A 14,511-nucleotide genomic window follows, 5' to 3' on the forward strand; every position below is an offset into this window, starting at 1 on the left:
CAATATATTTTATTTAAAGTTTAACAGGAGATAGTCATGAAATTTTCACTCAAGGGTTTTCTAGCCATTGCTGCTACTGCATCTGCGTTAGTCCTTACAGGCTGTGGCGACGATGCCCAAGACAACAGCAAAATCAAAGTCGGTGTCATGGCGGGTGCAGAAGCACAAGTTGCCGAAGTTGCAGCAAAAGTTGCTAAAGAGAAATACGACCTTGACGTTGAGTTGGTGACTTTTACTGACTATGTAACACCAAACGCAGCACTAGACGACGGCTCTGTCGACGTCAACGCTTTCCAACATAAGCCTTACCTTGACCAGCAAATCGCTGACCGTGGTTACAAATTGGCTGTCGCAGGTAACAGCTTTGTGTACCCAATCGCGGGCTACTCTAAGCAAGTAAAATCGGTTGACGAGATTCAAGACGGTGCACGTATTGCTGTGCCAAATGATCCAACCAACCTAGGCCGTTCATTGCTGTTACTAGAACAACAAGGTCTAATCACACTGCGTGATGACGCGGGCTTACAAGCAACCGTACGAGATATCGTCGAAAATCCAAAGAATATCTCAATTGTTGAGTTGGATGCCGCACAGCTTCCGCGCTCTCTAGACGATGTAACTTTGTCTATCATTAATACCACTTACGCAAGTTCTATCAACCTAACACCAGAGAAAGACGGTGTGTTTGTTGAAGATAAAGAGTCACCATACGTAAACCTTATCGTTGCTCGTGAAGACAACGTTAATAATGAAAACGTGAAGAACTTTGTGAAAGCTTACCAAACTGAAGATGTTTACCAAGCAGCATCAGACATCTTTAACGGCGGTGCGGTTAAAGGCTGGTAATCTCTACGCAGATTTCAGCAGTGATAAAAAGGCCCCTACCTAGGGGCCTTTTTTGTTGTTCACGATTTACTTCAAATGATCCCAAGAGATGTTGGACACGATTCGGCAACTCTCACACTTAAAATGAAAGATATCATGCAATGGTTCATCCAGACGCCAATCGCCTCCGCATTTCGGGCAAGGGCGCGCTTGTTCGTCCGACAAACTACTGCCTCCAACTCGATACTGATAGTAGTAGGTAGGAATCTGCGTTAGATATTCGATTCGTCCACGTAAATCCCAGCCACGACGAAAGAGTACACTGTCTGCATCACAGATTTCATGCAGCGCTGCATGCTCTGCTCGGCAGCCTCCCGCCATCTGCAATTCATCGCAAGCTTGCCATTCTGTTTGCCACTTAATAACTGCTTTGTGGTCACCATTAAAGGTCGGCGGGTTGCGATACAAAGGGATCGGCAGTAAGGAATCACCACTGCGTAACGGCGAACAGGTGTGCACATAGGTGGTATACAGAATCTGCCAACTAGGTGCTTGTGGTTCAGCCGCTTGTTCTGAGTTCATATCACGGCCGAGCAATCGCATCTTAGGCATTAACAGCGCCGCATCACTTAACCGAGATAAACATGTTTTAACAAATCCCGAATGATTCCTAGGATGCAAACTCTCTTCTTCCGGACATACCACACGTACAAAGAATTCCCCCTCGCCCATCACGATGGGAAACTCTCGCCCTAAAACCTGACCGTTATAACGTAGTGCGTCCATCAGGCCATTGATGGCTTTGTCGACGGCATTTATCGTGGTGTTATCAAAACACTCAAACTGTAATTCAACGACGTACATGGTTACACCATCGGTTGGAGTTGTTCGAGAAACTCAGCGAGATTATTCGCCAAATGTACACGTTTTTTTGTACCTAAGGTTTCCAGAATCACTTCACCGCTTAAGTTACAGATAGACACGACATCTAAGTCAGCATCTGTAGCCGCAATAAACACCGTTGGCTTGAGTTTCAAACGGCGCTGCATCACCAAGTGGCCAAGAACATTTTCTTGTAGGCGTTCAAAATCATCGTCACTCCACACTTGAAGTATTGTTAATTCATGGTGCTCAAAACGTGCGGGCATATCAGCACTGTATTGCGCGCCGTAAAAGGTTTTAATATCGTCATGCAGGGTTAACTCAATACCGCGTTCAATATTCGCTAAGTCATTGGCCTGCTCACGAGGTGTCGCTTGCCACTCCACACCGTTGCTAAGCTTTTGCACTACACAGGGGGATGGCAGTTCAGCCAACTCTTCACTAATAGGAAGGCTTTGATGAATTTGTTGATAAGATTGCTGATAACGCTGGCTAAACGAAAATAATGCTTGCAAGGCACTGTTGGCCATAACACACTCCAACTTGATGAGTTTGCGTAGCGCCATGATTTGAGCTAATGACAGCCACGTCGGTATTGCGTAAAATTCTCGGTATTCTAATCGAAAACAATACAAATTATGAGTAAATATTCTGGTGCGAAAGAGCTCGCAGGCCTTACTTTAGGACAAAAAACCGACTATGCCTCTGAGTACGATCCTTCACTACTGCAACCCGTGCCACGCAGTTTAAATCGCGATGACTTGGATCTTGGTGAATCACTACCGTTTAAAGGCTGCGATATTTGGACCTTATATGAGCTGTCTTGGCTTAACCAGCATGGTCTTCCACAAGTTGCTGTCGGCGAAGTGACCATTCCTGCCACCAGTGCTCATTTGATTGAGTCTAAGTCGTTTAAGCTCTACCTCAATAGCTTTAATCAAACACGATTTGATGACTGGCAACAGGTTGAAAAAACACTCACTGACGATCTCTCTGTGTGTGCTGGCGAGCCGGTGAAGGTGGTCTTAAATCGTGTTCAACACTACACTCAGCAACCTATCGTCACCATGCAAGGTGAATGCATTGACGAGCAAGATATCGAGATCGCTGATTATCAGTTCAATTCGGCCTACTTAGAAAACGCCACCAGCGATCAGCAGGTCACTGAGAGCCTACATAGCCACTTGCTAAAATCGAACTGCCTGATCACCAATCAACCGGATTGGGGCAGCGTTGAAATTCAATATCAAGGCCGCAAAATTAATCGTGAAGCTTTACTGCGTTACATTGTTTCCTTTCGTGAGCATAATGAGTTCCATGAACAATGTGTCGAGCGTATTTTTACTGACATTATGAAATACTGTCAGCCAACCTCTCTCACCGTGTATGCACGCTATACACGACGTGGCGGTCTCGATATCAACCCATACCGCTCGACTCAACAGGCGAAGCCTTTACACAATCAACGCATGGCGCGTCAATAAGGATTTTTACATGCTACCTTTTCGCTGGATATTCATCATCCTGTGGTGTGCGTTAAGTGTTACTCACGCTGCGCGAGCAGCTATTCTTTATTCGTCTCCCGTCCTCAACGAAGCTGCGGGGCTGCTGGATATCGTTCCGGAACAATCTAAACAGTTAGCGAGTAGTTACTTAACCCAGCGAACCTTAACCGCAAAAGAGGAGAAAAGCCCCTCTTCCGTGGGACGTGAAGATACGGACAGTCGAATTCGTACGCCAGGAGGCACCGTTGAAGCGCTACAAATTCTCGCTCAAGCGGAATACAATCTTGATAACCATAAAATAGCGATGCAAAGGCTAGAGCAAGCAGAGCAACTTTCCTCGCGCCATACATTGCCGTTTCAACATTTGAGAACTCGATTACTGATGATTCGTCTACGCTGGTTGGACGATCATAACTCTCGTCAGGCGCAGAAAAGCCTAGCCTCCGTTGAACAAGAATTTCGTCAAATCGAAAACACCGAGCAACTAGCCAAAGGCATTCAGTATCAAATGAGCATGCTTGCCGCTGAAATTGCCTCGTATGACAACGACATTCTTGCAGCCGATCGCCTGTATGCCGCTCAAGCAGACTACATCAGTCATGTGCAATCACCGAGCATCATTATTGACTACCACACAGCCATTGGTCGCCACCTTCTCAATCACAAACTGTATAACAAAGCGTTGTCTGAGTTACTGCTCGCCTACTGGAGCGCGATTGAGGAAAATGCCAGTGCGGAGTTGGCTAAGGTCAACCAATTATTGGCTCAGCTGTTCTACGAACGCAAAGTGCTCGACAAGGCACTGGATCATCTATTGCAGGCCGCCGATTTCTATGACAATTACGAGAAATCGCCGGCTCTCCCCCATGTCTTGAAATTAATGGGCGATGTTTACTACCATCAAGGAAAATACAACCTTGCTTTGGTTCATTATTTTAATGTCATTGATCATGAAGACGAACGCAGTGATATTCGTAATGTCATTGATATTCGGCTTTCGCTGGCGAAAACCTACCTCCATCTGTACAACATCCCTTTGGCCGAGCAATATCTCAATCGCGCAAACGAACTGTTAGCGGTCGCTCACTTCCCTGAATTAAAGGCCGAGGCGTTACTTCTCGAGTCCGGGCTGGCGTATAATCAAAAGCTCTCTTCGCAAGCAATCCGCAGCGCACAACATGCTTTGGATATCGCAACCGAAGAAAAAGACGTTGGCTTACAACAAAATGCTTATCGTTTATTGTATTTAGCCTATGAACAAGCTGGCCAGTACGACAAAGCCCTTAGCAACATTGAGCAATATAATGCGTTGGCGACCATTGAACAGCGCCAGCTTAACCTGATTAGCGAAGACGCGTTTCGTCAACAAAAAGAATTTATCGAGCAGCGTTTACACTTAACCGCACAGCAAAAACAGTTGGATAAAGTCAGCAGCGACTTTCAAAAATTCCAGAAAGTGTCGTTTGTGCTATTCATCGGTGGCACCTTATTCTTTTTGTTAATGCTACGTCGCGGCCAATTGCTTAAAGACAGCCAAGAAAGCATCGATGCCCTAACCAACCGGTTATTTACTCACTCACGCTCAGGCCTCAACAACCTCAGAATGCTCAACATCAAATTGCCGCAATCTCTTGAGCAGAGCAGTGACAAATTTGAACGCTGGCACATTGGTGAACTGATTAACGAACCACTCAATGACCGCCTTCAATTCGCGATGATAGATGTTCCATTCATGCGTAACATTTACCTTAAACATGGATACGAAGAAGGCTTGAAATTAGAAAAAGCGTTCGGCGACTACATGAAAGAACATATTGAAGAGCCCGCGCGAATTTATCATTTTTCCGATTCCAATTTTTTGTATATCGAACCCAACACCGACCGCGACCGCGACCCAGCGCAATTAGTCGATAAAATTCAAAAGTGGATTGAGGAGTTTCTTCCTCAGCGCAACTTAGACAGAATTATTCGGGTTGGTCTCGCAGATTATCCGTTTTTGCCGCGTGCTTATACGGCGATCAACGACCGCGAACTCCTCGATATTTTGCTGATGGCGACGAGCGCAGCGCGTACTTTGGCAATGCAAGAGCAAACCAGCCAGTGGGTTTATCTCAAAGCGATTGAAAATGCACCTGCGGCAAGCTTAGCCACCGGAAATATTCGCAAAGCGTGTAAGCATTCACTCAGTCAGGGGTTAATAAAAGTGCATTCTTCATTCCAGAATGAGGAAACGCTCAAAAAACTGTTAAAAGATGACTAAAAGGGCATCAAACAATCGTACAAACGGGTGACGAAGCGTTTTTATTTGATATTATCGAATATCAGTCGGCAGAGATGTCAGTGATTTAGTGGTTAAAAAGTTTATAAATGAGCGGTTTAGAACAAGACCTTGATCAACAGCTAAAAATGCTGAAACAGCAGCTTGAGCAAGTGCGGCTGACACAAAGGGATAGCTCATTTAAATACCAGCGCGAGCAAAAAGTACTCACCCGAATGATTGCATCGTTATGCCATTCTCAACGTGATCGGGCCAACTTGCGTCTAAACCAAAGACTTGATGAACTGTGCCAATCTCTAGAACAAAATAAGGATGTCAGCCTCCTTATTCCTAAGATTTCCGTTGTCGAGCGGCTATTGCGTCAGCAATCGATAGCCAACGAAAAGCACGGGCAACACTTGGATACCCAAGTCAAACAAAGCGGTGAAACACTGCTACGGATAACGGGCTTACCCGCTAAGTTAAAACGCGACTTAAGAGATCTACTGAGTTACTCACACGGCACTTCCCTCTCCCATTCTGAACACATCACTAAACTTCTTTCTGTCTATGAACGAGCGCTAAAGGTTGTTACCGCCAACCCCGAAGCCACGGTTGAAGAATTCCATAACAGTGCAGAAAAAGAGTTATTAGCTCGGCTATCCAATGAACTTCAACACCTCATCACCGAGCTCGATTTTGAAGGCGAATATGGTGAACGGTTGCTGGACATTCGTGCGAAATTACTGCTTGGCTTAAATACTCACTCATTGCTTGAAATTACCTTGCAAACTTTGCGTTTGGTCGTTGAAGGCACCAAATTTGAACGTAAGACCTCCGAGCAATTTGTTGATACGGTCAATCAGACGTTATCTCATCACTTGGCCAATTCGGGGCACAATCTCGACCAAACGCAAAGTTACTTTCAGCAACGTGTTGCCACCAATCGTGAAATTCAACAAATCGTTCAACAGTCACACCGAACGGTGTCATCAGCGTCGACCCTTGAAGGGTTGCAGATGAACATTAGTCCGCTACTGGAGAAAATTGCCCAATTATCAGAACGATTGCAGTTAACCGAAGAGCGTGAACAAGCCCTGATTGAGCGTGTCAGCCATAGCCGAAGTCAGATAGAATCGCTGTACGAAGTCAGCCAAGATTATCGCCGCAGGCTTGAACTTCAAGCCCAGAAAATGCAGCGCGATCCACTCACCAAAGCATTGAACCGTAATGCTCTACTTGAACGTTTAGATATCGAATATCGTAAATGGATCCGTCATCAAAACTTGCTGCGCGTGGTACTGTTAGATATCGATAACTTCAAAGTGATTAACGATAATTTTGGCTACACCGCCGGCGATAAAGCATTGAAAATCATCGTTCGCACCATTTCTAAAGAGTTACATGCCTCAGAGACTCTCGCGCGTTTTTCTGGTGAAGAGTTCGTTCTGATTTTGCCAGAGCGCAACAGTAGTGACGCTCATAAACTAGTTAAAAACCTTCAAAATCAAGTCTCTAAACTTCCATTCAAATTTAAAGATCAAAACATCATGATTACCTTCACGGCCGCCGTTACCATGTTTGCTGACAACGACACGCCAGAAGTCGTGATGGATCGCCTCAACCATCTACTCAATCAAACCAAACAAAAAGGTCCCAACCAATTGGCGTGGCAATAAACGTCTCAACACATCATCAATATCTATAGATTGATTCAGTAATATCAAGAAGTTATGTTGTCCGATTCAAGCTTTGTCTGCTAAGCTAGGTTATACACCAACAATAACAGCATCAGTCAGGTGCGTTTTCCTGCTTAGGGAGGAGGTCATAATGATCACTCATATCAGTCCCGCTGGAAGCATGGATCTGCTTTCACAACTTGAAGTTGAACGTCTAAAGAAAACCGCAACCAGCGATAAAGACTTATACCAGCTATATCGAAATTGCACACTTGCGGTACTTAATTCAGGTAGCCATACCGATAACTCAAAAGAGCTTCTCGATAAATATCAATCTTTTGATGTTAATGTCTTAAGCCGAGAGCGTGGAATTAAGCTGGAACTTATTAATCCGCCAGAACATGCGTTTGTCGATGGTGACATCATTAAAGGTATCCAAGAGCACCTGTTTTCCGTATTGCGCGATATCGTCTACGTCAACATGCACTTGGCTGACAGCCAACGTCTTAACTTAACCAATTCAACGCACATTACGAACTTAGTGTTTGGAATACTGCGCAATTCAGGCACCATCCGCACCGGGATCATTCCTAATATGGTGGTGTGCTGGGGTGGTCACTCGATCAATCCTATCGAATACCAATATACGCGAGAAGTCGGAAATGAGCTTGGTTTACGCGAGCTAAACATCTGTACTGGATGCGGCCCTGGTGCAATGGAAGGCCCAATGAAAGGTGCTGCGATTGGTCATGCCAAGCAGCGTTACACCGAACAGCGTTATCTCGGCCTAACCGAGCCGTCGATTATTGCCGCTGAGCCACCCAACCCTATCGTCAATGAACTGGTGATCATGCCAGACATCGAGAAACGTCTTGAAGGATTCGTACGCCTTGGTCATGGCATCGTTATCTTCCCTGGCGGCCCAGGCACAGCGGAAGAGCTTCTTTACATTCTGGGTATTATGATGCATCCAGAAAATATCGATCAACCGATGCCCATCGTGCTGACAGGACCAAAAGAAAGTGAAGCTTACTTCCGCTCAATTGATGAGTTTATTGGTGACACCTTAGGCCCCGAGGCACAAAAACATTACCAGATTGTGATTGATGACCCGGCTCAAGTCGCTCGCATCGTCAAACAAGCGATGCCAAAAGTTCGTGAGCACCGTAAGATCAACAGTGATGCTTACAGCTTTAACTGGTCACTTAAAGTCGATGCAGATTTTCAGGTACCGTTTGAGCCGACCCATGAAAGTATGGCCGCGCTGGATTTGCACTTGGAGCAACCACCTGAGAAGCTGGCCGCTGCGTTGCGTAAGGCGTTCTCTGGAATTGTGGCTGGTAATGTCAAAGCCGAAGGCATTCGTGAAATAGAGCAATTTGGTCCATTTGAAATTGATGGCGACGCCCGTTTGATGCGTAAAATGGATAAACTACTTCGCGACTTTGTTGAGCAAAACCGAATGAAACTACCGGGTGGTAGTGACTATGTGCCTTGCTACAAAATTGCCTCGCAACTCTAACGGGTTGAAGGGCTGCGCATTTCTTTTACAATAGGGGCCAATTAACTGGCCCCTTTGCTTTGGAATTTTATGTCTATTCATCTTGTGATCATCGATGCGCTGAATCTTATTCGTCGAGTGCACTCGGCGCAGCCCGATCCAAACGATATTCCTCGCACCATTGAAACCACATCGCGCACCCTGAGACGTATTTTGTCTGAAGCTCAGCCAACCCATATTATCGCGGTGTTTGATCACCACCTTCAAGACCGAGGATGGCGGGCTGAGATCTTGCCAACCTACAAACAAAATCGTAAACCAATGCCCGAACCGCTACTCCATGGACTTGATACCATACAGCAAGCCTGGTGGGAGCTTGGTATTGACTCACTGTTGTCCGACGGTGATGAGGCCGATGACTTAGTGGCAACCCTGGCAGTCAAAGTGGCACAACACAACGAGAAGGTGACGATAATTTCAACCGATAAAGGCTACTGCCAACTGCTGTCACCCACATTGCAAATTCGTGATTACTTTCAAAACCGCTGGTTGGACGCGCCCTTCATCGCCAAAGAATTTGGCGTCGAGCCCAATCAACTCGCTGACTATTGGGGATTGACCGGCGTAAGTTCTAGCCAAGTTCCCGGTATACCCGGCATCGGCCCCAAAGCAGCAAAAGAGATATTAGGCCAATATCATGATATTGAGCAGGCATACGCAGCACCTGAACTCGCGACGAAATATCGTAAAAAATTCGATGAACATATTGAAATGGCGCGAGTTTGCAAGCAAGTCGCCATGCTCAAAACGGATATCGAGCTGGGGTTTAATTTGCAGGATATTCGGCTTCAATCGCCAAGCTAATCAGCGCCAAACAACAGACATAAAAAAGCCGACCTGTGGGCCGGCTTTTTTATTATTGAGGTGAGATGTTGGATAAACACTGAACATGCACCGTGATCTCTTCTCGATCGTGATAGAGGTGCTTAGCTTGCAGTTTAAACTTCACATCATGCTCTTTAAAAAACAGCTTTAAATTATCAATGTCTTCCGCCACCTCTTCGTAGCGCCCTTTCATTGGTAATTTGAGGTTAAAAATCGCCTCTTTCGCCCAGCCACTGATGATCCATTCTCCCATCAATTGTGCTACTCGTGACGGGCGCTCGATCATATCGCAGATCAACCAAGTCACGTTCTTGCGTACAGGCTCAAACTTAAAGCCATCCACTTGATGATGCGTAACTTGTCCTGTTTCCATCAGGCTATCCGCCATCATACCGTTATCCACGGCATGTACGAACATTGAACGTTTAACCAGTTGGTAAGTCCAGCCTCCAGGGCACGCTCCGAGATCAACGCCCCACATGCCTGGTGCCAAGCGATCATCCCATTCATTACGAGGAATAAACACATGGAACGCTTCTTCTAATTTCAACGTTGAGCGGCTTGGAGCATCGGCTGGGAACTTCAGGCGCGGAATCCCCATAAAGAAAGCGGAGTTATTACCCGGTATCGAGTAACCGACAAAGCAATGGCCTGGCGCGACAAAACAAATGTGTATTACTGGTTTCTTACTGTGTTCTTTTTTCAGCAAAAGACCTTTTCCGCGTAATGCTTGACGAGTTGGTACCGTAAACTTACGACAAAACTTTAACAACTCTTTGGCTTCGTTAGTGTCTGGCGTTTCAATTCGAAGATCACCACAAACAGGTAACCCATCACACTCGGCCAACGCGTCCAAAATCGGAGACAAGCGGTCACCACTTGGTAACTCACTCAGCTCTGCAGCGACCACAAACATCTGACGAGCGAAGATTAAGCTTTGAAAATCAAGCTGTTCAAGTAAGGCTTTTGCATCCCCTTCTTGATAGCATTCAAACAACACATAGCCTGAATGAACTTTTACACGAGGAAATCCAAAGATCTCTAGTTGATTAGCTCGGTCTTGGATTTCGCCAGCGCAGTCTTTTTCAAAACCTGCGCGGCAGTAAAGCATAAGGTGTTTCACTGCTTATCCTCTTTGATTTGTAGTGCTGCGAATATAAAGAGCGCCCAACCAACCATAAATAGCAAACCGCCAAATGGAGTAATGGGCCCAAACCATTTAATGCCAGTCAATGCCAACGCATACAAACTGCCACTAAAGCAAAAGACGCCGATGATAAAGCAAATCGCTGCCGCAAAAAATGCTTTTCGTGCTTTTGTAGGCAAAGAGAAGTTAAGTAAAACCGCACACACTAAAATAGCCAGCGCGTGAATAAACTGATAATGGACACCAGTTTTGAAAACCTCAAGCAGGTACGCAGAAAGCTGAGCTTTCAAACCATGAGCGGCAAACGCACCTAAACCAACACCAATCCCCGCGAACGCGCCACCAAAAACCAATAAATTTTTACTTGTCATTGTAAACCTCAAAAATAAAATCACTAAGCTCGGCTACGGCGGCCTTGATATTGTCCTGTTCGCTTAATCCAGAGCGTTTACGTGGTTTGAAACTATGGTCGCCATCCGTAAGGAATGTTAACCGTACTTGGTCTGAGAAAGGATATTGTAAACACTCTTGCTGAGTTCCAAACGTATCGCGCTCGCCTTGCAAAATTAAGCACGGTTTTTCAATCTTCGCTAAGTGTTCACCTTTAAAGTTCTCGGGTTTACCCGGCGGGTGAAATGGAAACCCTAAACATGCCACCCCAACAACCTGCGGCAGATGAGCGAGATGGCTCGCCATGCGTCCACCCATGGATTTACCACCAATAACCACCTTGGCGCCTGAATGTTGTTCAATCACTTGCTGATAAGCCTCAAGCAATTTAGGAGCACGATCTGGCGGACGCTTTTTCCCATCTTGTTCGCGTTTTTCCATGTAAGGAAAGTTAAAACGCAGAACCTGAATGCCTTTGGTTGCTAATCCGCTCGCAACTGCCGTCATAAACTCGTGATCCATCCCCGCCCCGGCTCCATGGGCAAAAATAAATAATGGCTGATTGGTTTCACCATTATGGCGTATTTGTGTCATCTAAAAGCTCCTCTTGCTCGCTTTGTGCTTTGGCTAGCATCCAATCTCGGAATGTCGCGATACGCCCAGTATCCGCTTGTTTTTCATGGCAAACCACGTAAAACGCATTGTTGGTCATCAATACTTCATCAAAAGGGGCAATCAAGCGCCCGGCATCCATTTCTGGTTGCGCCAACACGTTATTTCCAAGGGCGATTCCCTGCCCATGCGCCGCAGCTTGCAATACCATGGTCGAGTGGCTAAAGATCGGACCATGATTCACGTTCACCCCTTCAAGGTGATTTTGTTTGACGAACTGTTTCCAATCTTTGCGCGAAGTATCATGCAGAAGGGTATGCAGTTTCAAGTCTGCGAGGCTTTCCAAAGGCTTAGCGCCCAAAAGCAGAGAAGGAGAACACAAAGGTATGAGAAACTCTTGATAGAGCTTATCCGCACGTAGCCCAGGCCAGTGACCTCGACCATAATAAATGGCCACATCCACATCATCGGTCAGTGAACCCTCTTCGACATCCGCGGCTTTGATTCGTACATCAATATCCGGCTCTTGCTGATTGAAATCAGCAAGACGAGGAACCAACCATTGAATCGCAAAACTGGGCGGTAAACTGATGGTCAAGGTCCCTTTTTCACTGCGCTCAAGGACTTTATCTGTCGCTTCAGCTAATGAAGAAAAGATATCTTTAATATCGAGGAAGTAGCCTTGCCCTTCCTCAGTAAGTAGCAAAGAACGATTGCGTCGGCGAAATAATTTTAATCCTAGAAATTCTTCTAGCGCTTTAATTTGATGACTTACCGCCGCCTGTGTCACAAACAGCTCTTCCGCGGCACGCGTGAAACTCAGGTGCCTTGCAGCCGCTTCAAACACGCGCAGCGAATTTAGAGGTGGCAATCTTCTGGACATAGGTCACTCTTTATTATGGATTAGTTTTTTTTATCTGAAACATTATAAAATGTCCGTTGCTTAGCAGCCAGAGAAATTCTATATTTCACCCCGCAACGCTAACCCAGAACGGCTTGGTTCTTCGAATCAATTGGCTTAGTTGTTGCGATGTTGTGTTTGCAAACTCGTATTTCGAGTTAGGTAGATTTCTACCATTGTTTTGTTTCTTTAAATCCGGGAAACAAAACAAATACTTCCTGTATTTATTTTGACCTGTCTGTCAAATATTTTTAGCACCGCCAATAGGCGGTGTTTTTTTATCACATGTTCACTGCCGAACACCCTTTTACCGCCCTAAGCCGAATTTGGGCCAATAAAAAACCGCTTACCTGACGATAAGCGGTTATTGATTGGTTCGAAGCGTTACGTTTACGGGCGGTATACTTTTACGTTACCAAAGCCTTGCTCTTGCAAATACAACGCCTGCAAGCGACTCATCACCCCACGCTCACAATAGAGTAAATAGGTTTTACTCTGATCCAAGTCACCAAACTTAGTACCAAGCTTGTAAAACGGTAGGTGCCGCACTTCAACACCATCGATTTCCAGCGGATTATGCTCTTCTTCTTCAGGGCCGCGAATATCCAGCACAACCGCGTGCTCTTCCACCGCTTCCACCAACTCAACCTCAGGCGCGACTTGCTGCGACTCTTTGGCGATGTCACGAATATCCATTACGCGAGCGTCATACACCACCTGCTCAAGAACGGAGAAGTCGAAGTTTTGCTCTTCTGCTTCGAGCTTACGTTTAACCGCCTTGACTGTTGGCTTCTTAGAAATCACACCACAGTATTCAGGCATGGTTTTGGCGAAATCTTCAGTGCCGATATCACGCGCTAAATTGATGATGTCTTCTTTATCCCAGTTGATAAGTGGGCGTAAAATCAGAGTATCCGTTACGCCGTCGATATGGCGTAAGTTGGTTAGCGTCTGGCTAGAAACTTGCCCTAGCGCTTCACCAGTAACCAATGCTTCAATACCAAATTTATCCGCAACCATACCCGCTGCACGCATAAACATCCGCTTGAGCACTACGCCCATCTGACCATCATCGATGTTTTCTAAAATCTGTGCGACGACAGGTTCAAAATCGATAGAGATAAACTTCACTTTGGCCGACGAACCGTATTTGTTCCACAAGAAATGAGCGACTTGCTTCACGCCAATTTCATGAGCAGGGCCACCTAAATTAAAGAAACAATAATGAACTTTTGAGCCTCGTTTAATGTGCAAATAGCTAGAGACACCAGAATCGAAACCACCTGAAATTAGGCTCAGTACATCTTCCTGAGTTCCCAGAGGGAAACCGCCCAAACCTTTATGGCGCGCAATGATTTGATTAAGTTTGTCACCAGAGACTTCAACATTGACGGTCACATCGGGATTCTTCAATTTAACCGATGCAGATTCAACGGCTTGATTTAAACCACCACCGACATAACGCTCGAGTTCAATCGAGGTGAAATCGTGTTTACCACGACGCTTAGCACGGACAACAAACGTCTTGTTTTCGATGTTTTTGCCGTTGAGCTCCAGTACTTGCTCAAAAATATCATGTAAGTCTTTGAACTCGGACTGCTGAACTTCCAACACGTGGTGAATACCCGGCGTACGAGTGAGAACACTCAATGCTTGTTGGTAATACTCTGAGGACTCTGACGTAACTTCAATATGATCACGACGGTTAAATACCGCGACAGACTGGGTCTCACGCTTGATGATATTGCGAATATTGCATTCAAGAATCTTCGTGAAGCGCTTGCGCACTGATTCACTTTTAACAAAAATTTCCGGATGTGGCTTAACAATAAATTTCATAGTTTCTTCGCAAGTTAGTTTCGCAAACAGTCAACCGTGCGTCAGAATCGCTTGCTGACGATCACGCGCCTTTAAGGGCGCAGGATTA

General features: G+C 45.7%; 13 protein-coding genes. 6 read left to right on the forward strand and 7 right to left on the reverse strand.

Going from position 1 to position 14,511, the window contains the following annotated elements:
• The first annotated feature begins 36 nt into the window (after positions 1-36).
• Complete coding sequence (locus M1D72_RS17820; protein ID WP_456296062.1) at positions 37-846, forward strand: MetQ/NlpA family lipoprotein; 810 nt, start codon at positions 37-39, stop codon at positions 844-846.
• 66 nt (positions 847-912) lie between these two features.
• On the opposite strand, the gene M1D72_RS17825 is transcribed toward M1D72_RS17820, so the two are convergent.
• Together M1D72_RS17825 and syd are read right to left on the reverse strand one after the other, a co-directional pair.
• Positions 913-1,689, reverse strand: a complete 777-nt coding sequence (locus M1D72_RS17825; protein ID WP_456296063.1) for a Zn-ribbon-containing protein — start codon at positions 1,687-1,689, stop codon at positions 913-915.
• Positions 1,690-1,691: 2 nt separating this feature from the next.
• Positions 1,692-2,237 (reverse strand): SecY-interacting protein, encoded by a 546-nt coding sequence (gene syd / locus M1D72_RS17830; protein WP_456296064.1) that lies wholly within the window; start codon positions 2,235-2,237, stop codon positions 1,692-1,694.
• A 108-nt stretch (positions 2,238-2,345) separates the two neighbouring features.
• Here syd and queF point away from each other — a divergent pair, with 108 nt between their 5' ends.
• From queF to xni, 5 genes are all read left to right on the forward strand, one after another.
• Positions 2,346-3,191 carry an NADPH-dependent 7-cyano-7-deazaguanine reductase QueF gene (queF, locus tag M1D72_RS17835; protein ID WP_456296065.1) on the forward strand — a complete coding sequence of 282 codons (846 nt, stop codon included), beginning with the start codon at positions 2,346-2,348 and terminating at the stop codon, positions 3,189-3,191.
• Between the two features lie 10 nt (positions 3,192-3,201).
• On the forward strand, positions 3,202-5,472 hold the full coding sequence (locus M1D72_RS17840) for a tetratricopeptide repeat protein (RefSeq protein WP_456296066.1): 2,271 nt from the start codon (positions 3,202-3,204) through the stop codon (positions 5,470-5,472).
• A gap of 107 nt (positions 5,473-5,579) precedes the next feature.
• Positions 5,580-7,148: a GGDEF domain-containing protein gene (locus M1D72_RS17845; RefSeq protein ID WP_456296067.1), complete on the forward strand. Its 1,569-nt coding sequence runs from the start codon at positions 5,580-5,582 to the stop codon at positions 7,146-7,148.
• A 151-nt stretch (positions 7,149-7,299) separates the two neighbouring features.
• On the forward strand, positions 7,300-8,670 hold the full coding sequence (gene ppnN / locus M1D72_RS17850) for a nucleotide 5'-monophosphate nucleosidase PpnN (RefSeq protein WP_390188981.1): 1,371 nt from the start codon (positions 7,300-7,302) through the stop codon (positions 8,668-8,670).
• A 69-nt stretch (positions 8,671-8,739) separates the two neighbouring features.
• A complete protein-coding gene (gene xni, locus M1D72_RS17855) occupies positions 8,740-9,513 on the forward strand; it encodes a flap endonuclease Xni (RefSeq protein ID WP_390188980.1) in 774 nt (257 codons plus the stop codon).
• Positions 9,514-9,565: 52 nt separating this feature from the next.
• On the opposite strand, the gene rlmM is transcribed toward xni, so the two are convergent.
• The 5 genes from rlmM to thiI form a co-directional block, all read right to left on the reverse strand.
• The gene (rlmM, locus tag M1D72_RS17860) at positions 9,566-10,657 is read right to left on the reverse strand and encodes a 23S rRNA (cytidine(2498)-2'-O)-methyltransferase RlmM (protein WP_390188978.1); all 1,092 of its coding nucleotides are present in this window, start codon (positions 10,655-10,657) and stop codon (positions 9,566-9,568) included.
• Positions 10,654-11,052 carry a DUF423 domain-containing protein gene (locus M1D72_RS17865; protein ID WP_456296068.1) on the reverse strand — a complete coding sequence of 133 codons (399 nt, stop codon included), beginning with the start codon at positions 11,050-11,052 and terminating at the stop codon, positions 10,654-10,656. The genes rlmM and M1D72_RS17865 overlap by 4 nt, the downstream gene beginning before the upstream one ends.
• Entirely contained in the window at positions 11,042-11,665 is a 624-nt protein-coding gene (locus tag M1D72_RS17870; RefSeq protein ID WP_456296069.1) for an alpha/beta fold hydrolase, read from the reverse strand. The genes M1D72_RS17865 and M1D72_RS17870 overlap by 11 nt, the downstream gene beginning before the upstream one ends.
• On the reverse strand, positions 11,646-12,566 hold the full coding sequence (locus M1D72_RS17875; protein WP_456296070.1) for a transcriptional regulator GcvA: 921 nt from the start codon (positions 12,564-12,566) through the stop codon (positions 11,646-11,648). The genes M1D72_RS17870 and M1D72_RS17875 overlap by 20 nt, the downstream gene beginning before the upstream one ends.
• Before the next feature lie 408 nt (positions 12,567-12,974).
• On the reverse strand, positions 12,975-14,423 hold the full coding sequence (gene thiI, locus M1D72_RS17880; protein ID WP_456296071.1) for a tRNA uracil 4-sulfurtransferase ThiI: 1,449 nt from the start codon (positions 14,421-14,423) through the stop codon (positions 12,975-12,977).
• Positions 14,424-14,511 lie beyond the last annotated feature (88 nt).

The sequence above is a fragment of the Vibrio sp. AK197 genome, assembly GCF_053903115.1.

Bases quoted from the DNA above. Each gene is read 5' to 3' on its own strand.
- thiI (WP_456296071.1), bottom strand. From the start codon at position 14,423: ATGAAATTTATTGTTAAGCCACATCCGGAAATTTTTGTTAAAAGTGAA.
- M1D72_RS17845 (WP_456296067.1), top strand. From the start codon at position 5,580: ATGAGCGGTTTAGAACAAGACCTTGATCAACAGCTAAAAATGCTGAAA.
- syd (WP_456296064.1), bottom strand. From the start codon at position 2,237: ATGGCCAACAGTGCCTTGCAAGCATTATTTTCGTTTAGCCAGCGTTAT.
- ppnN (WP_390188981.1), top strand. From the start codon at position 7,300: ATGATCACTCATATCAGTCCCGCTGGAAGCATGGATCTGCTTTCACAA.
- xni (WP_390188980.1), top strand. From the start codon at position 8,740: ATGTCTATTCATCTTGTGATCATCGATGCGCTGAATCTTATTCGTCGA.
- M1D72_RS17840 (WP_456296066.1), top strand. From the start codon at position 3,202: ATGCTACCTTTTCGCTGGATATTCATCATCCTGTGGTGTGCGTTAAGT.
- queF (WP_456296065.1), top strand. From the start codon at position 2,346: ATGAGTAAATATTCTGGTGCGAAAGAGCTCGCAGGCCTTACTTTAGGA.
- M1D72_RS17870 (WP_456296069.1), bottom strand. From the start codon at position 11,665: ATGACACAAATACGCCATAATGGTGAAACCAATCAGCCATTATTTATT.
- M1D72_RS17820 (WP_456296062.1), top strand. From the start codon at position 37: ATGAAATTTTCACTCAAGGGTTTTCTAGCCATTGCTGCTACTGCATCT.
- M1D72_RS17825 (WP_456296063.1), bottom strand. From the start codon at position 1,689: ATGTACGTCGTTGAATTACAGTTTGAGTGTTTTGATAACACCACGATA.
- M1D72_RS17875 (WP_456296070.1), bottom strand. From the start codon at position 12,566: ATGTCCAGAAGATTGCCACCTCTAAATTCGCTGCGCGTGTTTGAAGCG.
- M1D72_RS17865 (WP_456296068.1), bottom strand. From the start codon at position 11,052: ATGACAAGTAAAAATTTATTGGTTTTTGGTGGCGCGTTCGCGGGGATT.